Below are 19793 nucleotides of genomic sequence, written 5' to 3' on the forward strand. Positions count from 1 at the left end.
AGTTGAATAGAGGCCGGGAGGGTGGATGCACGACACGGTCGACCCGGACTTCGCCTCGTTCGTCGATGCGCGGCAGGGCAGATGGCTCCGTACGGCGTACCTCGTGTACGGCGACCTGCACCGAGCCGAAGAGCTACTGCTGCGCGCCTTCACGCAGCTGTCCGTGCGCTGGACCAGGGTGGACGACCCGGACGCCTTCGTGCAGCGGCTGCTCTACCAGCCGGCCATGCGGCCGTGGAACCGGGCGAAACCGTTTCCGGACGAGGACGACCAGGTGAAGCTCGCACTGGCCGAGCTGACGCCGGCACAACGCACGGTGTTCGTGCTGCTGCACCTGGAGGAGCTGACCGAGTTCGAGGTGTCCGAGCTGCTCGGTCTCTCGCACACCGCCGTCCACGCTCACGGCATGAGCGCCTTCGGCCGCTTCCGTAGCGCGCTGGGTGCGGGCGACTGGCGTGATGCCCGATGAGACGAGAGGACGTCCAGCCCCTGCTGGTTCAGGCAGCCGACCGGCTACCGGAGCCCGATCTGGCAGACGTGGCGTGGGCAGCCGGCGTGCAGGCAAGTCGCCGTCGGCGCCGGTTGGTCGTACTCGGCGTGATCGCCTTCATCGTGGGGGCGATCGTCGCCTCGATCCTGATCGAGGTCGGTACGTCGGGCAACGCCGACATCACACCCCCGCCGAATCCGCCCGGATACGTCGAGGCCTCCGGCAAGATCAGCGGGATCGACTTCTGGGTCGCGCCACCGCCCGGGAGCGAACGCTTCCTCGACCGGCTCGAGACGCCGCTCGGCGATCGGCTCGAGCTACCGGACAAGGTGCGTCCGCTGGCGAAGCACACCCTGGACAGCGTCGCGGCCGTCGTTCTGGTGAAGCAGGGCGACCGCTACGCACCAGTGCTGCTCGGCGGGGACGGGTCGTGGGCTCAGGCCGACATCGGCCTGGTCCCGGTCGGCGGCGAGTCGCCGCTCAGCCCGGGAGCGGTCTCTCCGTACGGCCGGATCGTCGCGTTCCCTCAGCCGGGTGAGCTGATCACGGTGAATGCGACGACGGCTGAGATCTCGCACTTCCCCCTACCTGGCGGCGGTGAGTTCCGCAGCGTGTCCTGGGTGCAGGACGAGCAGCGCGTGCTGGTCAGCGGGGCAGGTGCCGCGTACCAGGTGGTCGTCGGAGAAGGCGGTGACGGAGAGCAGGCGGTGATCCAGGTCTCCGCGACGAACGATCCGGCCGAGGTCACGGCGCCGTACCGGATCCAGACCGGCGCCGTCATGCGGTACCTGTTCAACGGCCGGTGGATGGAGGACAGTCCGCTCACCCTGCCGGTCCGGTCGTGGCAGGGGCAGACGATGTCGTCGAACACCGCCGCGGCGCGCGTCTTCGTCGCGGAGAAGCTCCCGGAGGTCCCGACGAGGGTGTCGCAGCCTCAGGTGCTGGCCGCGATCTCCACCCTGCGGACGCTGCCCAGCCGGCTGCTGGTGCTCGGGGAGCCACAGGACAATCCCCCGACCTACGAGGGGGCGGGGGATCGTCCGTTCGTGCGTGAGGCAGGCTGCTGCGTCGTACTCGGCTGGTACGACGACAGCAACGTGCTGTTTCGGGTCCACGGCTGGGTCTTGGCCTGGAACCTCGAGACCGGACGGGTCCGGCGCGTCACCGAGATGCGCGTGGACCAGGTGGCTCTGGGCCCCGGACTACGGCTCTGAGACAGGCATCTCGAGTACCGCGCGCAGAGTGACGTCGGCCAGGCGATCGGCGTCTTCGGTCGGCGGCATCGGCTGTCCGGTCAGGGCTCGGATCACGAACACCCCGGCCATCCATTCGACCATCAGCACCGGGTCCGCGGTGCTCTTGATCGGTTCGCCACGCGCCCGTGCGCGTTCGAGTGCTTGCCGGGTGAGCTCGATCCGGCGCTCCAGTACACCTCTGTAGATCGCGGCGGACCGCGCGTCGCGGTTCGCCTCCGAGACCGCCAGGCGAATCATCGCCCGGCCGTACTCGCTGTTCGCGAACGTCAGCGCGACGCGGTAGACCTGGCGCAGGTCTTCCGCGATCGAACCGGTGTCCGCGTCCGGGATCTCCAGGTCGAACAATTCGGCCATCGCGTCGTTGGCGAGCAGCTCCTTGCTGGCCCACCGCCGGTAGATCGTCGCCTTGCCGACCCCCGCGGCCTCGGCGACGTCGTCCACCGTCATTCCTTCGAATCCCCGCTCCAGCAGCAGTTGCACGGCGTACCTGCGGATCCTCGGCTCCGCTTCCGGGTCCCGTGGTCTGCCGCGGCGCGGCCTCACCCCGTGGTTCGGCTCCATTTCGTCGTTCCCCAGCTCGGACGGGTGCAGTGGCGCGGCTGCGGGCCCGTGTGGTCCAGGCCAGAGTGCCACAAGTCGGCCTTCGGTGAGTCATGTCACCTCGATGTCACCTGGGAGCCCGCTTTGTCACATGCCTGAAACAAACGGACCGATCGGCTGAAACGGCGCGCCGACACCGTGTGCGGTGTGGCCGAGCGGCGGGCTCCCCGGCGTTGTGGAGACCTCCCCGACTGAGGACGCCGGCCACCCCCAGTTCGATGGAAGGGATGACGTTGATGGAGATCAACGCCGGCGATACCGCCTGGGTTCTGGCCAGTGCCGCCCTGGTGATGCTGATGACCCCGGGCCTGGCTTTCTTCTACGGCGGTATGGTGCGCGTGAAGAGCGTGCTGAACATGATGATGATGAGTTTCGTCACCATCGCCGTCGTCACCATCCTCTGGGTGGTGGTCGGCTACTCGCTGACATTCGCCGGTGACAACGGGCATGTGATCGGAGACTTCTCCGAGGTCGGGCTGAAGGGCCTGCTCGCACCCGAGGCGGTGAGCGGGACGACGCCCACGCTCGCCTTCGTCGCCTTCCAGCTGATGTTCGCGATCATCACCCCCGCGCTGATCTCGGGCGCGATCGCCGACCGGGCCACGTTCCGCGGCTGGATCGCGTTCGTGGTCGGCTGGACCTGCCTGGTTTACTTCCCGGTCGCGCACTCCGTCTGGTTCCTGGACGACGGCAACGGCGGCTGGATCGGCGACAAGCTGAAGGCGATCGACTTCGCCGGCGGTACGGCGGTGCACGTGAACGCCGGTGCTGCCGCGCTCGCGCTGGCGATCGTGCTCGGCAAGCGGATCGGCTGGAAGAAGGACCCGATGCGGCCGCACAGCCTGCCGCTGGTGCTGCTCGGCGCCGGGCTGCTGTGGTTCGGCTGGTTCGGGTTCAACGCCGGCTCCGCGCTGAGCGCCGGTACGACCGCTGCTGTCACCTTCGTGAACACCCAGGTCGCCACCGCTGCCGCGGTGATCGGCTGGCTGATCGTCGAGCGGCTGACGCACGGTAAGGCCACCACGCTGGGTCTGGCGTCCGGTGCGGTCGCCGGTCTGGTCGCGATCACCCCGTCCTGTGGTGCTGTCACCCCGGTCGGTGCGATCATCCTCGGCCTGTTCGCCGGTGCCATCTGCGCCTTCGCGGTGTCGCTGAAGTACAAGCTCGGCTTCGACGACTCGCTCGACGTCGTCGGCGTCCACCTGGTCGGCGGTCTGTTCGGCTCGCTGGCGATCGGTCTGCTCGGCTCGGAGGCGGCGCCGTCCGCGGTCAACGGCCTCTTCTACGGCGGCGGAGTGTCCCAGCTCGGCAAGCAGGCACTGGCGAACTTGGTGGTCGGTGTCTACTCCTTCGCGGTCGCGTTCATCCTCGGCAAGGTGATCGACAAGACCATCGGCTTCCGGCTCAAGGAGGACGACGAGGTCACCGGTGTCGACCAGGTCGAGCACGCGGAGACGGCGTACGACTACCTCAGTTCGTCCGGTCTGCGCGGCGCGCTGTCGGCCCGTCCGGCCCCGGCCGAGACGGAGAATGGCACCACTGAGGCCTCGGAGAAGGAAGGTGTCAAGGCATGAAGCTGATCACCGCGGTGGTCAAGCCGCACAAGCTCGACGACGTCCGGGCCGCGCTGGAGACGTTCGGCGTCACCGGCATGACGGTCACCGAGGCGAGCGGCTACGGCCGGCAGAAGGGCCACACCGAGGTCTATCGTGGCGCGGAGTACGAGGTGGACCTGGTGCCGAAGGTGCGGCTCGAGGTGGTCGTCGAGGAGGGTGACAGCGCCGACGTGGTCGACGTCATCGTGAAGGCGGCGCAGACCGGCAAGATCGGTGACGGCAAGGTCTGGGTCACCCCGGTGGAGACGATCGTCCGGGTCCGCACCGGCGAACTGGACGGAGACGCGCTCTAGATGGTCGATCGGGCAGAGCAGCGGCGCGGTCGTGCCGAAGAGGCCGACGCGCTGCTGCAGCTGCTGCTCGCAAAGGCTTGTGACGCCCTCGGTGTACCTACCGAGGGCGTCGCCCTGGTTGCGGTGGGCGGCTACGGGCGTGAGGAGCTGTCGCCGTACAGCGACCTCGACGTGATGCTCGTGCACGCCGAGGGGTACCCGCGCATCGACGAGCTGGCGGCCCAGATCTGGTACCCGCTGTGGGACTCGAGGACCAAGCTCGACCACAGCGTCCGCACGCTGGCCGAGGCCCGGCAGGCCGCGGCGGACGACGACCGCGTGGCCTTGGGGCTCCTGGACGCGCGGCATGTCGCCGGCGACTCACACCTGACCCTGCAACTGCGGTCGGTGCTCATGGCCGACTGGCGGCGTACGGCGCGGTCCCGGATGCCCGGGCTGGCGCAGGCGTGCCGTGACCGGGCGTCCACGGTCGGAGAGCTCGCACACCTCGCTGAGCCCGACCTGAAGGAGGCGTACGGCGGTCTGCGCGATGCCGTCGTACTGCGGGCGTTGGTGGCGTCGTGGTTGGTCGACGTACCGCACCCTGTGCTGGAGCGGGCGCGGCGGGACCTGCTCGAGGTCCGTGACGCACTGCACGAGGTGGCTGGTCGCGCGACCGACAGGCTTGTTGCCGACGTGGCCGGTGAGGTGGCGGCTGGGCTCGGGATGTCGGGACGGGACGAGCTGCTGCGGCACGTGTATGCGACAGGCCGGACGCTCGCGCACGTGTGTGACGTGTCCTGGCGGCGCGTCGAGAGCTTGATGACCAAGCCCCCGCGGTCGCGGCGTCGTCAGCGGAGCGGTGGTCCGTTGCTGCTCGCATTGGACGAGGGGGTCGGCCAGCACGAGGGCGAGGTCGTGCTGATGCCCGACGCGCGCCCGGAGCGCGACCCGGTGCTCGGAGTGCGTGCTGCGGCAGTTGCTGCGGACCGTGAGCTCGTGCTGTCACCTTCTGTCTGCGCACGGCTTGCGGCCTCGGCCGCGGACCTGCCAGAGCCGTGGCCGGGGGAGGCGCGACGGCTGCTGTGCGCTCTGCTCGGTGCGGGCAACGGGCTGCTCGAGGTGTGGGAGGCGCTGGACCAGGCCGGGTACATCTCCCGGATCCTGCCCGAGTGGGACGCCGTACGGTTCCGGCCGCCGCAGTCGGCGATCCACCGGTTCACCGTCGACAGGCACCTGCTGGAAACCTGCGTCGAAGCGTCCGCGATGGTGCGCGACGTACGACGACCTGACCTGTTGCTGGTCGCTGCTCTGCTGCATGACCTGGGCAAGGCGATCGACGGCGACCACAGTGTTACCGGAGCGGCCATCGCGGCTCGGGTGGCCCGTCGTATCGGCTTCAGCGAGGCTGACGCCGACACCATCACCCTGCTGGTCCGTCAGCACCTCATGCTCGCGCAGGTCGCCACACGGCGAGACCTGGAAGACCCGATGACCGTGGACATGGTCGTTGGCATCGTGCGCAGCACCGAGACTCTGGACCTCCTGGAGGCACTGACGTACGCCGACGCGCGGGCAGCCGGTCCGGCCGCGTCGTCGCCGTGGCGGATGCGGCTGGTGGGTGAGCTGTGCCGGCGCGTGCGTGGTGAGCTCGCCGGTGGTGGCGAGAGCATGTGGACCGAGGCGCCGCCGGTTGCGGTGCCCGTGCTGCACCAGGTGGTTGGTGTGGGACGGCTGGGTGTCACCGTGTCCGATCATCACGGCGACCTGCGAGTGAACGTCGCCGTACCCGATCAAGTGGGGACGCTGTCGACCGTTGCCGCCGTACTCGCGGTGGAGCGGCTCGCGGTCCGGTCCGCGGTCATCACGTCCGTTGACGGGCTGGGCATCTCGCAGTGGACTGTGGCGGGATCGCCTCCCGATCCAGTGCGCTTGCGGGACCGGCTCGCGGTGGCGCTGCGTGACTCCGCCGACGTCGTACGGCGGCTGGCCGCGCGGGACTCCTCGCGCGCTCGGGTCGCGAGTCGCGTGGACCTGTTGCCAGACGCGTCGGAAACGGCCACGGTGCTGCAGGTACGTGCCCACGACCGTCCTGGCCTGCTGTACGACGTCACCGCGGCGATTGCCGCGACTGGTGCGGACATCCGCTCTGCACACGTCAGCACGCTCGGTGCGGAATGTGTGGACGTCTTCTACCTCACCGACAGCCACGGTGCGCCACTCGAATCCGAGGACGCGCGGACGACCGCAAAGTCAGTTCTGGATCGTCTGAGCTTCTAATCTCGCCTATGTGGATGTTGTAGAGGCTCTCCAGCGACAAGCGACCGCCTGCGAGGACCTGGGGTCCCCGATGTACGCCGAAGTGCTCCGGCTGCTCGTGGACGACTACGAGGTCGGCGGGGTGTCGGTCGAAGTACTGGCCGGATACGACGGTCGTTCGTTCGGCGAGGCGATCGGTCTGCGGTTGCTGGCCGCGGTGCACAGCATGGTGCTGTCCGGTACGGCGCCTGAGCTGGCGGCGTTCTACCCGAGCGTCGGCGGGACGTGGGACCCGGTGCTCGGCTGGGAGGCGTTCGAGCAGGTACTGCGGTCGCGGCTGGGAGAGGTGCGGTCGCTTCTGACACAGCCGCCGCAGACGAATGAGGTAGGGCGGTCGGCAGCGCTGTACGGCGGCCTGCTGCAGCTGGTCGCGGCGGTGCCGCTGCCGGTGCGGCTGTTCGAGATCGGTGCGAGTGGCGGTCTCAACCTGCGCGCCGACCAGTACCGGTACGTGACGGACGGGGCGTCGTACGGCCCTGCTGACAGTCCTGTGGTGTTCGACGCGGCCTGGTCCGGGCAGGTGCCGTCGGTGGACCTGCGGATCGCCGAGCGGGTCGGGTGCGACATCGCCCCGGTGAACCCGCTCACGACGGACGGTGCGCTCACACTGACGTCGTACGTGTGGCCCGACATGTCTGATCGCCTGGAGCGGCTCCGCGGTGCGTTGAAGGTCGCGCGGGACGTGCCGGCCGACGTACGACGGGAGGACGCCGTCTCGTTCCTCAACGCGCTGGAGCTGTCGGAAGGGCACGTCACTGTCGTCTGGCACTCGATCATGTGGCAGTACCTCCGCCGGACCGACCGCTCCGCGATCGAGGCGCGCCTGGAGGAGCTCGGCGCGCAGACCACCGAGTCCGCACCGCTGGCCCACCTGCGGCTCGAACCGCACCAGGTGATCACGCACGACCGCGGTGCGACCGGCTGGGAGTACCGCGTCGACCTCCAAACCTGGCCGGGCGGGGAGCGCCGCATCCTGGGACGTGCCGCACCTCACGGACAAGAACTGGTCTGGGGAGCTTAGGATTCTCTTGTTAGGTAAGCCTTACCTAATTTACGAGAGGATCCCGCCCAGATGATTCGTCGTACCGTTCTGACCCTTTCCTCTGCTGCCGCACTGACCGTGGGCCTGGTCGCCCCGGCGTCGGCCGCGCCCGGCAGCGCCAGCAACCTAGGCAAGACCCTGTCCGCCTCGAACGCCACCGGGCTCGCGGCGGCGGGGGAGACCATCACCGTGACCGGCAGCGGCTACAACCCGGCGCAGGGGTACTACGTGGCGCTCTGCGCCGTACCGTCCGACTACAGCTACGGCACCAAGCCGAGCCCATGCGCGGGCGGCGACGGCCAGGGCGGTACGACGGTCGGCCCGTCCGCGTGGGTCACCAACAGCCCGCTCGGCGGCAGTGCGTCGTACCCGATCGCCGCCGACGGGACGTTCACGGCGCAGATCCACATCGCCGAAGTGAACTCCGGCCTGGACTGCAGCGACCCGGACGTGACCTGTGCGATCGTCTCGCGGCGCGATCACCTGGCCGCGAGCGACCGCACCGGCGACGTCTACATCCCGGTCTCGTTCAACTGAGAGTTCAGGTGAGCACAGCGACCAGTGTGTCGGTGAGTTCTCCGGCATAAGTGCCGTCGGGGTCGAGGTCGGGATCGAAGATGCCGATGTCGACCCCGACGCAGCGCGGGGACGTGAGCAGCGGCCGGAGGAGCGCCCGCAGTTGGTCGTGGTCGATCCCGCCGGGGTCAGGGCTGTCGACGGCAGGCAGGATCGCCGCGTCGAGGATGTCCACGTCCACATGCACCCAGAACCCGTCCAGCTCGGCCAGGTGCTCCAGGGTTCCTTGGGCGGCCGCGCGCGGATCGTCCGCGATCTTCGCGGCCGGCCAGACCGGGATCCCGGCTTTCTCGACATCACCGACGTACTCGTCGTCCGCGCGGATTCCGAGCAGCACCGCGTCGGTGTCCCGCGTGTACGGCCCGAGCCCTTCGAGATCGGTCAGGTCCGTCTGGCCTCGGCCGGTGACCAGCGCCAACGCCTCACCGCCCGCGGCCCCGACGTACGGCGAGTTGTCCACAGTCCGGAAGTCCGAGTGCCCGTCGAGGTAAACCACGCCGTACCGCCCGAGCCGCTTCAACCCCAACGCCGGCCCGAGCAAATTGCTGCACTCACCACCCAGCAACACCACGAACTTCCCCTGCCCGACGAACCCGGCCACACGATCCGCCAACTGCACCGTGTACGACGCGATCGCCGCCGCGTTGAACACGCCGTCGCCGGGCTTCCAGTCGTGCATGTCGTACCGCGGCGGCGTCACACACCCACCGTCCTCCGCCCCGATCCGCCCCACAAACCCCCGATCCCGCACCGCCCCCGCCAACTTGTAACACCCCGGCACCACCCCAGCCTTCGGCGCCCGCAACCCCAAGTTCGACGGCCCATCCACCACAACCCGCACGGCGATCCCCTAACCGATCAAGTCAATTCAATAGGTTAGATCGTCGACGGTCCGCGATCAGCTGTCAACACGACTGTCCGCGTCCGTTCGGGGTGCGAGGGTGCGGCGTGGAGGCGCCTCGAACCGGCGCCGATGCGCGAGCGGCCGCCGCCCGTGACCCATCACCCAGCGAGGGGGCCCGTCCGCCCGTAGCCCGCGCCACGCCACTCAGGAACCTGGCCGCGAGCACTTCCTCAGCCTTCTGCCTCGGCTGGTGCGCCGTCGGCTGGTGAGCCCGCTCCGCGTCCCGTTGCAGCGCGCCGTCGCCCCCGACCACCCGTCCCGTCTGCTGATACCGCTGCCGGATCTCGTCCACCTTCGCGTTCAGTGCCTTGCTGATCTCGCCGGCCACATGCTGTCCCGCTTCGGGTGATCGCTGAGCCAACGAGTCCCACTGCGGGTGCAGCATCGTCGTGATCAGCTCGCGTCGAACTGTGCGCCGGTCTGCGCCTTCGGGCGGTGCGACTTCCTGCAGCCGGTTCCGTACGACGGCCTCCGCCAGCTGGTCGAACTGCATCACTGCGGGCCCGTTGTTGAGGCGGCTGATCAAGTCCAGACGGTCGACGCTCGGGCCGGAAGCTTGCTGGATCAGGTCGTTCGTGGCGACGTACGCGCCGGATTGCTGCGTTCCGTCGAACGCCAGCTGTGGGTATCCGGCCGATCTGGTGAAGAGCTCGAAGTCGTTGACGGCCCGGACCGATCCGACGCCCTCGTGCAGCCCCTGTGACTGTGCCGTCCCGACTGCGTTGGCTTCGCCGGGTGCGTCCACCTCCATCCCAGCCTGGGTGACCCGGTTGAGAACCGTTGCCAGTGCACGTGCCTGCCGCCGAGGGTTGTCGGTCGCACTCCTCGTTAACCCGGCACGAAGCAGCGGCTCGTGAATCCCGATCGCTCCGGTCCGCTGGTCGAAGCCGCCGGGTCCGCTTGTTGCGTACAGCTCGCGGCTCCAGCGGTCGACGCCGGTTGGGCGGATCTGCCGTGCCAGGTCGTACAGCCGGCTGAACTCGCGGTACGTCGGCGAGTCCTCGGGGACGCGCTGACCGGACTCAGGCATGGGGGAACGGTGTATCGGTCAGCGGGACCGGTGGGTCGCGGAGCCAGTCCTCCAGGGACTTGAGATCCTCCGTCATCGCGCGGATGTCGTCCTCCTCTTCGGCGGTTGCGCGATCTGCGATCTCCCAGATCCTGCGGCGCCCGTCCGCCAGCATCGCGACCTTCTCCTCGGTGGTCCCCTTCGGTGGGTAGACCGCTGTGTGGATCCGCACTGCGTCGCGGTACAACTCGCTACGGACCGGCGGCGGAGGCGGTGGCGCGGCGAGGTCGTCGATGAGCTGCGCGGTCCAGGTGCGGTCATGATCCGACGCGTCAGCAGGTACGAGCGCTCGCAGTCTTTCCTGCTCGGCCGCGACGTCCACAGGTCCTGCTCCGTCGCGCACCCGGTCGCGGGCGCGGCCGAACGCGTCGTTGAAGGCGGGGAGGTCGAGGGGCATGGGGCGGATCTCCTTGGCGGACGTGGTTGAGGTTGTCCTCACGGTAGCGAGGAAGAGGGCGGTGCCGCCGGAGTTATCCACAGGTTGGGTGGCCGGTAGACTCGGGGAGTTCATCGCTTCGAGGAAACGGACTGTTTCTCGTGTTCGACACGCTTTCCGACCGGCTCTCCACCGCGTTCAAGAACCTGCGGGGCAAGGGCAAGCTGACCGACGCCGACATCGACGCGACCGCCCGGGAGATCCGGGTCGCGTTGCTGGAGGCCGATGTCGCGCTGCCCGTCGTGCGAGAGTTCATCGCGGCGGTCAAGGAACGCGCCTCCGGGGCCGAGGTGCGGGGCGGGCTGAACCCGGCGCAGCAGGTCATCAAGATCGTCAACGAGGAACTGGTCAACATCCTCGGCGGCGAGACCCGCGAGCTGCGGATGGCGAAGCGGCCGCCGACGGTGATCCTGCTCGCCGGTCTGCAGGGTGCGGGTAAGACCACCCTGGCCGGAAAGCTCGCCAAGTGGCTGAAGGACACCAAGCACCAGACCCCGATGCTGGTCGCCGCGGACCTCCAGCGGCCGAACGCGGTCACCCAGCTGCAGGTGGTCGGCGAGCGCGCCGGCGTACCGGTGTACGCGCCGGAGCCCGGCAATGGTGTCGGTGACCCGGTCGACGTCGCCCGCAAGGCGATGGACGAGGCCCGCGCCAAGCAGCACAGCGTGGTCATCGTCGACACCGCCGGCCGGCTGGGCGTCGACGAAGTACTGATGAAGCAGGCCGCCGACATCCGCGACGCGGTCAGCCCGGACGAGATCCTGTTCGTCGTCGACGCGATGATCGGTCAGGACGCGGTCACCACCGCGCAGGCCTTCCTGGACGGCGTCGGGTTCGACGGTGTCGTGCTGTCGAAGCTCGACGGTGACGCCCGGGGTGGTGCCGCGCTGTCGATCGCGCAGGTCACCGGCCGCCAGGTGATGTTCGCCAGCAACGGCGAGAAGCTCGAGGACTTCGACGTCTTCCACCCCGACCGGATGGCGTCCCGCATCCTCGGCATGGGCGACGTGCTGAGCCTGATCGAGTCCGCCGAGCGCACCTTCGACGCGGAGGAGGCCGCGAAGACCGCGGCCAAGCTGCAGAAGAAGGGCGGCAAGGACTTCACGCTGGACGACTTCCTCGCCCAGATGCAGTCGGTCCGGAAGATGGGCCCGCTGACCAAGATCTTCGGCATGCTGCCCGGCGCGAACCAGTTCAAGGACCAGCTGGAGAACTTCGACGAGCGCGAGATCGACCGGATCGAGGCGGTCATCCACTCGATGACCCCGGCCGAGCGGAACGACCCGAACATCATCAACGGCTCCCGCCGGGCCCGGATCGCGAAGGGCTCCGGGACCGAGGTGGCGACCGTCAGCGGGCTGGTCGAGCGGTTCTTCGAGGCCCGCAAGATGATGTCCGCGATGGCGTCCGGCAAGGGGATGCCGGGCATGCCCGGGATGCCGGGGATGCCGGGCATGGGCGGCGGCGGCCGGAAGGCCAAGCAGCAACAGCAGAAAAAGGGCAAGAAGCGCGGCTCCGGCAACCCCGCCAAGCGGGCGAACCAGGGCAACCAGCAGCCGCAGGCCCCGCAGCCGGGACAGCTGCCGGCGGCGTTCGGCGGGCAGAACGGCGGCGACTTCGAGCTGCCGGACGACCTGAAGAAGATGCTCGGCGGCAACTGAGCTTCCCGAAAGGGCACATCTGTCGTCCGTTCACCCGACGCGGTGGACGGACGACTGCTTTTACCGTGGTCCTGGTAGGAACAGGAGCGGGCGGCCGGCTGAATATCTGTGTTCGGTACTCGGTCACGGCTGCGCGTGGCTCACCGGCAAGGGTTGTCGCCGACCTCCTGACGGCTAAGATCGTGCCTACGCCCGAGAGACACACCACCTGCGGAATGCGTCGAGGACGGTTCGGATGAGGCAGCAGTTCAAGAACCTGGACACGTGGCGGGGAAAGCTGACCGCCACCTGGGTCTGCCTGGCTCCGCCCACCGCCATGGTCGCCGTGTTCGTGGTCGGCGGCGTCACCTCGAACACGTTCGTCGTCGACGCGCACGCGCTGGCCGCCCCGCGGCAGGACGCGGTGTTCGACGACCTGGCCGACAACGTGCCGAACCAGCCGGGTGTCGACGGCAGCCTGCCGACCCAGGAGAAGTCCACGGTCCAGGTCCCGATCACCGGGACGACGGACGGCACCGTGCAGCCGATCCCCGGCGCGTTCGGGGACGTCTCGGGCATCCCGGGCACCGTGCTGGCGGCGTACCAGAAGGCGGCGCGGGATCTCGCGATGTCGATGCCGGGCTGCCACATCACGTGGCCGCTGCTGGCCGGGATCGGAAAGGTCGAGTCCGGGCACGCCAGCGGCGGCAAGGTGGACGGATTAGGCAACACCCGCGGCAAGATCCTCGGCCCGGTCCTCGACGGCAGCCCCGGGATGGCGGCGATCGCCGACACCGACCAGGGCCTGTACGACGGGAGCGCGACCTGGGACCGCGCTGTCGGGCCGATGCAGTTCATCCCGGGTACCTGGAACGCGTTCGGTGCCGATGGCAACGGGGACGGGCTCAAGGACCCGCACAACGTGTTCGACGCGTCGCGGGCGGCCGGTGACTATCTCTGCTCCGGCGGCGCGAACCTGTCCGACCCGCAGGGCCTGGTGCAGGCGGTGCTGCGCTACAACCACTCGATGGACTATGTGTCGACGGTCCTGCGGTGGATGCAGACGTACAGCAAGGACGGCGTGACGATTCCGGACCAGCCGGGGACCATCGACACCCCGGACGACGACGGCAACAACGGCGACCGGGACGAGATCCGTACGACGGCCTCACCGTCGACCACCGCACCGACGAGCGCGCCCACGACCGCTCCGACCACGGTGCCCACCACCGCGCCGACGTCGGTGCCGACGAGCGTCGCCACCACGCCCCGCCCGGGCGTGACCAGCACGTCGACGACGCCGAAGCCGACGGACGGCCCCAGTTCGACGATGTGGCCGACCCGCCCGCCGATCAGCCCGACGCCGACCAACACGCAGAACACCCCGACCACCACGCCGACGACGCCGACGACCACGCCGACGACGCCGACCACGTCTCCGACGGGTGAGCCGACGAGCGACCCGACCTGCACGCCGACGACGACGCCGAGCACGACGCCGACGAGCAGCCCGACGGTGACGCCGACGCCGGAGCCCTGCAGCACGACGGCCCCGGACTCGAACCCGAGCGAGACCGCAGCCAGCCCGAACGACGCCCCGACAACCAACTGAGCCTCCGGGCGATTGGTGTTCGGGCGCTCACGGTCGGTAGGGTGAGGTAGCGGCGATCGTTACCTCGGTGCCGGTTTTCCGAGGGGTTTCTGGGCGGCGTAACTTTGCGTCGTCTTGATGTAACTTTCTGGCGCTTGGTTCGTTGAGTGGGCTATGCGCCTAACCCGTAGTGGTAACCGTCGGGTCAAAATCATCATCGCTTCATTGTGTACGGCCCCGCTCCTGGTCGGGGCCATCGTGACCGTCGCCTCGGGCGGAGCCGGTGCCTCCGGACCGCTCACGGCAGGCAGCCCGGTCGCCCCATCGCCTGGGGCCGGGCTGAACAGCGGTGAGTTCGACGAACTGACGATGATCGTGCCGCAGCGTCCCGGAGTGGACGGCCGGCTCGGATCCGATAAACCCGCTCGCGACGACGTCCCCGTGCAGGGGGCCACCGACGGCCGGTCGGTCGTCCGTCCCGGGCGTCCGGGTGCCGTGAACGGCATCCCGCGCGGGGTGTTCCCCGCCTACCGCCGCGCCACCGCGAATCTCGCGGTCGTCCGGCCGAACTGTGGGCTGACCTGGCCGTTGCTGGCCGGGATCGGCAAGGTCGAGTCCGATCACGCGAGCGCCGGCCGCGTCGACGTGGCCGGCACCACCCGCGGCCGGATCCTCGGCCCGGTGCTGAACGGCCGGCACGGCAACGGCCGGATCACCGACTCCGACAAGGGCAAGTACGACGCGGACTCGACCTGGGACCGCGCGGTCGGCCCGATGCAGATCATCCCGCAGGTCTGGGACGAGTACGGCGCCGACGGCAACGGTGACGGCTTCCGCAACCCGAACAACGTGTACGACGCGGTCACCACGGTCGCCGTGGTGCTGTGCTCCGAGGGCGACGACCTGCGCAGCCCGCGCGACCTGGTCGCCTCCCTGCTGCGCTACCAGCACTCCAAGGACTTCGTCGCGACCGTGTTGAAGTGGATGCGCGTCTACAGCAAGAACGCGGTCCTCGTGCCGAACGCGAAGGGCAACATCGCGAGCGCCAAGTCGAACGGCAACGCCGATCGCCGGGTCGACCCGCGGCAGGTCCCGGACGTGCCGGACGACACCAAGACGCCGACGCCGACCCCGACCGCGGTGCCGACCACGCTGCCGACCGCGGTCCCGCCGTCCACGACGCTCGCGACACCCACGCTGCCGAGGCCGGTGGACACGCCGACCCGGACGCCTACCAGGACGCCGACGTCGACCCCGACGAAGACTCCCACCAAGACGCCGACGAAGACGCCTACCAAGACGCCGACCCCGACCCCGACACCAACTCCCACCCCGACTCCGACCCCGACGCCCACCCAGACCCCGACGGAGACCCCGTCCGGATCGCCGTGCGCCGGCAACGAGACCACCACCCCGACCTGCACGCCGGGCGGCGGCTCGCACGGATAACCGGATACCGTCGCTGCATGGGCGACGACGTACTGAGGCTGGTCGGCACTGTTCTGCCGGCTGGTGAGCAGCAGGAGCTTCATCTCAGCGGTGGGCTGGTCGTCGACCGGCCCGCCGCTGCTGATGTGACGACCGTGCACACCGGCGGCTGGATCGTTCCGGGTCTGGTCGATGCGCATTGCCACATCGGCCTCGATCAGCACGGCGGTGTCGACGAGGAGATCCAGGAGCAGCAGGCGATCGCGGACCGCGAGGCCGGTGCGCTGCTGGTCCGCGACGCCGGTTCGCCGGTCGACACTCGCTGGATCGACGACCGCGCGGACCTGCCGAAGATCATCCGCGCCGGCCGGCACATCGCCCGCTCGAAGCGCTACATCCGGAACTACGGCTGGGAGATCGAGCCCGACGAGCTGGTCGCGTACGTCGAGCAGGAGGCCCGTCGCGGTGACGGCTGGGTGAAGCTCGTCGGCGACTGGATCGACCGCGACGCGGGCGATCTGACCCCGTGCTGGCCGGCCGAGGCGCTGAACGCCGCGATCGCCCGCGCCCACGAGCTCGGCGCCCGCGTGACCGCACACGTCTTCGGCGAGCACGCCCTCCCGGACCTGCTGGCCGCGGGCATCGACTGCCTCGAGCACGGCACCGGTATCGAGCCCAGCCTGCTCAGCGAGATGGCCGAGCGTCAGGTGGCCGTCGTACCGACCCTGATCCAGCTGGAGAACTTCCCGCAGTACGCCGACCAGGCCGCGGCCAAGTTCCCGGTCTACGCGGCCCACATGCGCGACCTGTACGAACGCCGCCTGCACCGGCTGCGGGACGCGTTCGAGGCCGGCGTGCCCGTATACGCCGGGACCGACGCGGGCGGTGTCCTCGGACACGGACTGGTCGCGCAGGAGGTCCAGGCGCTCACCGAGATCGGCATGTCGGGGGAGCAGGCGCTGGCCGCCGGGTCGTGGGCGGCTCGCGCCTGGCTCGGCGCGCCCAGTGAGCTGCGGCCCGGCGATCCGGCCGATCTGGTCGTGTACGACGAGGATCCGCGCGCGAACCCCGCCGTACTGACGCACCCGCGGTTGATCGCACTGCGTGGAAACGTGGTCTTCTCCCGGTAACGGGAAGAAATTCACTCAAACACTGGAGTTAGCGGAAGATCTTCCCTTAGCGTGGCTCTCGGGACCGCCGACGCCCCTCGGCGGACCAGATACGGGAAGGAACCGCCCCATGTCCCGAGTACCCAAGCTGGCCACCGCGCTGGCCACTGGACTGGCCGTCGGTGCACTCGCGCTGACCGCCCCGCCGAGCAACGCCGCCGAGCCGGCGCAGCCCACCGGTGAACCCGACCTCGCGGCCGCGTTCACGACAGCGTCCGCGAAGTACGACGTACCGCGCGAAGTGCTGGTCGGTGTCGGTTTCGCCGAGACGCATCTCGACGGCCACAACGGCACGCCGAGCCAGGCGAACGGCTACGGCGTGATGCACCTGGCCAGCAACAACGTGAACAAAACGATGACCGAGGCAAGCAAGCTGACCGGCCTACCGGTCGCGAAGCTCTCCAAGGACGATACGTCGAACATCCTCGGCGCCGCCGCCGTACTGGACGCGTACGCCGACCAGGCCGGCCTGACGAACCGCTCCGACGTCGGCAAGTGGTACGGCGTGATTGCGAAGTACTCGCACTCCGCCGACGCCCCGACCGCGCGGCTGTACACCGACGAGGTCTACCGCGTGATCGCCCGCGGAGTCCAAACCGCTGGGGTCTCGACCGCGCCGAAGCGGGTGACTCCTGACCGTGGTGCCTACGCGAAGGCCGCACCGCTCGGGACCGCTGCCGTGGACTACCCGGGCGCGATCTGGAACCCGGCCAGCACCAGCAACTACCGGGTCGGCCGGACCGCGGCGATCACCACGATCGTGATCCACGTGACCCAGGGCTCGTACGCCGGCACCATCAGCTGGTTCAAGAACCCGTCAGCACAGGTCAGCGCACACTACGTGGTCCGCTCCAGCGACGGCGAGGTCACCCAGATGGTGGCCGAGAAGGACACCGCCTGGCACGTCCGGACCGAGAACCCGTACACGATCGGCATCGAGCACGAAGGGTTCGTCGACCAGCCGTCCTGGTTCACCGACGCGATGTACCGCTCGTCCGCGGCGCTGACCCGCAACATCGCCGACCGGCGCGGCATCCCGAAGGACCGGGCCCACATCAAGGGCCACAGCGAGATGCCGAACAACGACCACACCGACCCGGGACCGAACTGGAACTGGGACTACTACATGCAGCTGGTGAACGGCGGCGACCCGAACCCGCCGGAGTACAACTTCACCACCTGGGGCAGCGGTGTGAACGTCCGCTCGGCGCCGAAGCTGTCCGCGTCGGTCGTGACGACCTTGCCCGGCCCGACCCGGGTGTTCGTCGAGTGCCAGGTCCAGGGCGACACGGTGACCGCCGGCGGCTACACCAACAACTGGTGGGCCAAGCTGCGCGACCAGCACGGGTACATGACCAACATCTACATCGACGACCCGAACCAGAAGCTGCCTGGCGTTCCGGACTGCTAGAGGAGGAAAGGTAGAGCCTGCTGTACCGACAGGTTCGGCTGCCTGACGGAGGATTGAAGCATGACCAAGATCCTTGCGCGCGGCGGCCGGGCCAGTGGGTACCTGGCGATCCGGTACGTGCGGTCGCTGCTGCTCTTGCTGGCGCTGCCCAACGCCCTGCTGCTCGGCTGGCTGATCCCCGCCTTCACCGGCGGTCTGGTGCGACTCGCGAACAGCGAGCGGGACCGCGCAGCGAAGTTCCTCGGCCTGCCGCAGGCCGAGGAACTGCCGCCGGCACTGCCACGGCAGCCGGGAGATGTCATGACGTTGTTCCGGGACAAGTCCTTCAAGCGGAGCCTGCGCTGCCTGCTGATGCCACTGGCGATGATCCCGGAGCTGTTCGTGGCGGTCATCGCTGTGGTCGGTGCGCCCGCCGCGGTCCTCGGCATGCTGCTGTGGTGGGTTGACCCCGGCAACTTCAGCTTGATGGGTGTCGACGTCGACAACTGGCTCGAGGCCCTCACACTCGGTCCGCTCCAGGTCGGCGTCAGTCTGTGGTTCCTGGGCCGTGTGGGGCCCGCTCTGGCTCGTGGACACGCCACTACGGTGTTGAAGCTGCTTGCTCCGAGTCAGGAGCAGCTGCTCGAGCAGCGCGTCGAAGAGCTCACCAAGAGCAGGGCCGGTGCTGTCGACTCACACGGCGCTGAGCTGCGCCGTATCGAGCGCGACCTGCACGACGGTACCCAGGCGCAGCTGGTGTCGCTGGCGATGCGGATCGGCATCGCCAAGCAGACGATGGCTGATGACCCGGAGAAGGCGGCCAAGCTGCTGGACGACGCCCGTGACGGCGCAGAGCAGGCCATGACCGAGCTACGCGGCGTACTGCGGACCATGTACCCGCCGATCCTTGCGGACCGCGGTCTGGCCGGAGCGGTCTCCGCACTGGCTGCGCGCTGCCCGCTGCCGGTTGAGCTCCGCATCGGTGCGCTGGGCGAGGTCCCGGCAGCAGTGGAGGCCGCTGCGTACTTCGTCGTCGCGGAGTCCCTCACCAACATCACCAAGCACAGTGCTGCGGGACATGTCGACATACAGCTCGAGCGGCGTGGTCCTGAGCTCTACCTGGCGGTCATGGACGACGGGATCGGTGGAGCGCGAGTCAGCGAGCAGTCCGACCTGCTGGGCCGGGGGAGCGGCCTGCATGGCATGCTCCATCGCGTGCAGGCGATCGACGGTCACATGGAGCTGAACAGTCCGATCGGCGGGCCGACCACCGTCGAGGTGATCCTTCCGTGCGGGTGATCATCCTCGAGGACAACCCGATCCTCGCGGAGGGCCTGAGCCTGCTGCTCGACAACTCCGGCTTCCAGGTCGCCGCCGTCGCCACCGACGCGGACGAGTTCGCCAAGGCGATCGACGAGCACCCGGTGGACATCGCGGTGGTCGACGTACGGCTGCCACCGACCTTCACCGACGAGGGCCTGCGGGCGGCGATCGAGGCTCGTCGTGTCCGGCCAGGGCTCCCGGTGCTGGTGTTCTCGCAGTACGTCGAGGAGGTGTACGCCGCCGAGCTGCTGGCGGCCGGCAGCGAAGGGGTCGGGTACCTCCTGAAGGACCGGGTGTCCCGCGTCGACGAGTTCCTGGAAGCGGTACGCCGGGTTGCGGGCGGAGGGACTGTGCTGGACCCGGAGGTGGTCAGCCAGCTCATGGTGAAGCGGAGCAGCCCGCTGGACCGCCTCACGCCGCGCGAGCGCGAAGTACTCGCTTTGATGGCCGAAGGCCTCGGCAACGCGGCGATCGGCGAGAAGCTGGTGATCTCGGACGGTGCCGTGCACAAGCATGTCGGCAACGTGTTCCTGAAGCTCGACCTGCCGCCGACCGACTCCGGTCACCGCCGCGTCCTCGCCGTTCTCGCCTACCTCGGACTCTGAGAGGGCGTCTGAGCCCTTGACGCGCCTGACAACGTAGGCCACTCTCAAACCTGAGAGCGCTCTCATC

18 protein-coding genes are annotated in these 19793 nt (G+C 69.0%); 14 read left to right on the forward strand and 4 right to left on the reverse strand.

The window, feature by feature from the left end; all coding sequences use genetic code 11:
* The first annotated feature begins 25 nt into the window (after window positions 1–25).
* On the forward strand, window positions 26–469 hold the full coding sequence (locus E0H92_RS30555) for a sigma factor-like helix-turn-helix DNA-binding protein (RefSeq protein ID WP_131463966.1): 444 nt from the start codon (window positions 26–28) through the stop codon (window positions 467–469).
* Entirely contained in the window at window positions 466–1704 is a 1239-nt protein-coding gene (locus E0H92_RS30560) for a hypothetical protein (protein WP_131498690.1), read from the forward strand. The genes E0H92_RS30555 and E0H92_RS30560 overlap by 4 nt, the downstream gene beginning before the upstream one ends.
* Here the strand turns inward: E0H92_RS30560 and E0H92_RS30565 are convergent.
* Window positions 1693–2307 (reverse strand): TetR/AcrR family transcriptional regulator, encoded by a 615-nt coding sequence (locus E0H92_RS30565; RefSeq protein ID WP_131463970.1) that lies wholly within the window; start codon window positions 2305–2307, stop codon window positions 1693–1695. The two genes, E0H92_RS30560 and E0H92_RS30565, sit on opposite strands and share 12 nt — an antisense overlap.
* 266 nt (window positions 2308–2573) lie before the next feature.
* Here E0H92_RS30565 and E0H92_RS30570 point away from each other — a divergent pair, with 266 nt between their 5' ends.
* The 5 genes from E0H92_RS30570 to E0H92_RS30590 are packed head-to-tail and all read left to right on the forward strand — an operon-like array spanning window position 2574 to window position 8132.
* Window positions 2574–3920: an ammonium transporter gene (locus tag E0H92_RS30570; protein ID WP_202873912.1), complete on the forward strand. Its 1347-nt coding sequence runs from the start codon at window positions 2574–2576 to the stop codon at window positions 3918–3920.
* A complete protein-coding gene (locus tag E0H92_RS30575) occupies window positions 3917–4255 on the forward strand; it encodes a P-II family nitrogen regulator (RefSeq protein WP_131463972.1) in 339 nt (112 codons plus the stop codon). Before E0H92_RS30570 ends, E0H92_RS30575 begins: the two co-directional genes overlap by 4 nt.
* On the forward strand, window positions 4256–6514 hold the full coding sequence (locus E0H92_RS30580) for a [protein-PII] uridylyltransferase (RefSeq protein ID WP_131463974.1): 2259 nt from the start codon (window positions 4256–4258) through the stop codon (window positions 6512–6514).
* A gap of 10 nt (window positions 6515–6524) precedes the next feature.
* Entirely contained in the window at window positions 6525–7574 is a 1050-nt protein-coding gene (locus E0H92_RS30585; protein ID WP_131498691.1) for a DUF2332 domain-containing protein, read from the forward strand.
* 51 nt (window positions 7575–7625) lie between these two features.
* On the forward strand, window positions 7626–8132 hold the full coding sequence (locus E0H92_RS30590) for a hypothetical protein (RefSeq protein ID WP_131498692.1): 507 nt from the start codon (window positions 7626–7628) through the stop codon (window positions 8130–8132).
* A gap of 4 nt (window positions 8133–8136) precedes the next feature.
* On the opposite strand, the gene E0H92_RS30595 is transcribed toward E0H92_RS30590, so the two are convergent.
* From E0H92_RS30595 to E0H92_RS30605, 3 genes are all read right to left on the reverse strand, one after another.
* Window positions 8137–8871 carry an arginase family protein gene (locus E0H92_RS30595; protein ID WP_238173668.1) on the reverse strand — a complete coding sequence of 245 codons (735 nt, stop codon included), beginning with the start codon at window positions 8869–8871 and terminating at the stop codon, window positions 8137–8139.
* Between the two features lie 205 nt (window positions 8872–9076).
* Window positions 9077–10105 carry a hypothetical protein gene (locus tag E0H92_RS30600; RefSeq protein WP_131498694.1) on the reverse strand — a complete coding sequence of 343 codons (1029 nt, stop codon included), beginning with the start codon at window positions 10103–10105 and terminating at the stop codon, window positions 9077–9079.
* Window positions 10098–10541, reverse strand: coding sequence for a hypothetical protein (locus tag E0H92_RS30605; protein WP_131463984.1), 444 nt, complete (start codon window positions 10539–10541; stop codon window positions 10098–10100). The genes E0H92_RS30600 and E0H92_RS30605 overlap by 8 nt, the downstream gene beginning before the upstream one ends.
* 140 nt (window positions 10542–10681) lie before the next feature.
* Here E0H92_RS30605 and ffh point away from each other — a divergent pair, with 140 nt between their 5' ends.
* The 7 genes from ffh (at window position 10682) to E0H92_RS30640 (ending at window position 19726) form a co-directional block, all read left to right on the forward strand.
* Complete coding sequence (ffh, locus tag E0H92_RS30610; RefSeq protein ID WP_131498695.1) at window positions 10682–12241, forward strand: signal recognition particle protein; 1560 nt, start codon at window positions 10682–10684, stop codon at window positions 12239–12241.
* A 235-nt stretch (window positions 12242–12476) separates the two neighbouring features.
* A complete protein-coding gene (locus E0H92_RS30615) occupies window positions 12477–13832 on the forward strand; it encodes a lytic transglycosylase domain-containing protein (protein ID WP_202873913.1) in 1356 nt (451 codons plus the stop codon).
* Window positions 13833–14069: 237 nt separating this feature from the next.
* On the forward strand, window positions 14070–15260 hold the full coding sequence (locus tag E0H92_RS30620; RefSeq protein WP_238152913.1) for a lytic transglycosylase domain-containing protein: 1191 nt from the start codon (window positions 14070–14072) through the stop codon (window positions 15258–15260).
* Between the two features lie 17 nt (window positions 15261–15277).
* Window positions 15278–16369, forward strand: coding sequence for an amidohydrolase family protein (locus E0H92_RS30625; protein WP_131463990.1), 1092 nt, complete (start codon window positions 15278–15280; stop codon window positions 16367–16369).
* Window positions 16370–16478: 109 nt separating this feature from the next.
* Complete coding sequence (locus E0H92_RS30630; protein WP_131498696.1) at window positions 16479–17819, forward strand: N-acetylmuramoyl-L-alanine amidase; 1341 nt, start codon at window positions 16479–16481, stop codon at window positions 17817–17819.
* 60 nt (window positions 17820–17879) lie between these two features.
* Window positions 17880–19097, forward strand: coding sequence for a sensor histidine kinase (locus E0H92_RS30635; RefSeq protein WP_131498697.1), 1218 nt, complete (start codon window positions 17880–17882; stop codon window positions 19095–19097).
* On the forward strand, window positions 19088–19726 hold the full coding sequence (locus E0H92_RS30640) for a response regulator transcription factor (protein WP_131463996.1): 639 nt from the start codon (window positions 19088–19090) through the stop codon (window positions 19724–19726). Before E0H92_RS30635 ends, E0H92_RS30640 begins: the two co-directional genes overlap by 10 nt.
* Window positions 19727–19793 lie beyond the last annotated feature (67 nt).

The sequence above is a fragment of the Kribbella speibonae genome (assembly GCF_004331375.1).
GTDB classification, from domain to species: Bacteria; Actinomycetota; Actinomycetes; order Propionibacteriales; family Kribbellaceae; genus Kribbella; species Kribbella sindirgiensis.

Bases quoted from the DNA above. Each gene is read 5' to 3' on its own strand.
- E0H92_RS30555 (WP_131463966.1), top strand. From the start codon at position 26: ATGCACGACACGGTCGACCCGGACTTCGCCTCGTTCGTCGATGCGCGG.
- E0H92_RS30560 (WP_131498690.1), top strand. From the start codon at position 466: ATGAGACGAGAGGACGTCCAGCCCCTGCTGGTTCAGGCAGCCGACCGG.
- E0H92_RS30565 (WP_131463970.1), bottom strand. From the start codon at position 2,307: ATGGAGCCGAACCACGGGGTGAGGCCGCGCCGCGGCAGACCACGGGAC.
- E0H92_RS30570 (WP_202873912.1), top strand. From the start codon at position 2,574: ATGACGTTGATGGAGATCAACGCCGGCGATACCGCCTGGGTTCTGGCC.
- E0H92_RS30575 (WP_131463972.1), top strand. From the start codon at position 3,917: ATGAAGCTGATCACCGCGGTGGTCAAGCCGCACAAGCTCGACGACGTC.
- E0H92_RS30580 (WP_131463974.1), top strand. From the start codon at position 4,256: ATGGTCGATCGGGCAGAGCAGCGGCGCGGTCGTGCCGAAGAGGCCGAC.
- E0H92_RS30590 (WP_131498692.1), top strand. From the start codon at position 7,626: ATGATTCGTCGTACCGTTCTGACCCTTTCCTCTGCTGCCGCACTGACC.
- E0H92_RS30600 (WP_131498694.1), bottom strand. From the start codon at position 10,105: ATGCCTGAGTCCGGTCAGCGCGTCCCCGAGGACTCGCCGACGTACCGC.
- E0H92_RS30605 (WP_131463984.1), bottom strand. From the start codon at position 10,541: ATGCCCCTCGACCTCCCCGCCTTCAACGACGCGTTCGGCCGCGCCCGC.
- E0H92_RS30615 (WP_202873913.1), top strand. From the start codon at position 12,477: ATGAGGCAGCAGTTCAAGAACCTGGACACGTGGCGGGGAAAGCTGACC.
- E0H92_RS30625 (WP_131463990.1), top strand. From the start codon at position 15,278: ATGGGCGACGACGTACTGAGGCTGGTCGGCACTGTTCTGCCGGCTGGT.
- E0H92_RS30630 (WP_131498696.1), top strand. From the start codon at position 16,479: ATGTCCCGAGTACCCAAGCTGGCCACCGCGCTGGCCACTGGACTGGCC.
- E0H92_RS30635 (WP_131498697.1), top strand. From the start codon at position 17,880: ATGACCAAGATCCTTGCGCGCGGCGGCCGGGCCAGTGGGTACCTGGCG.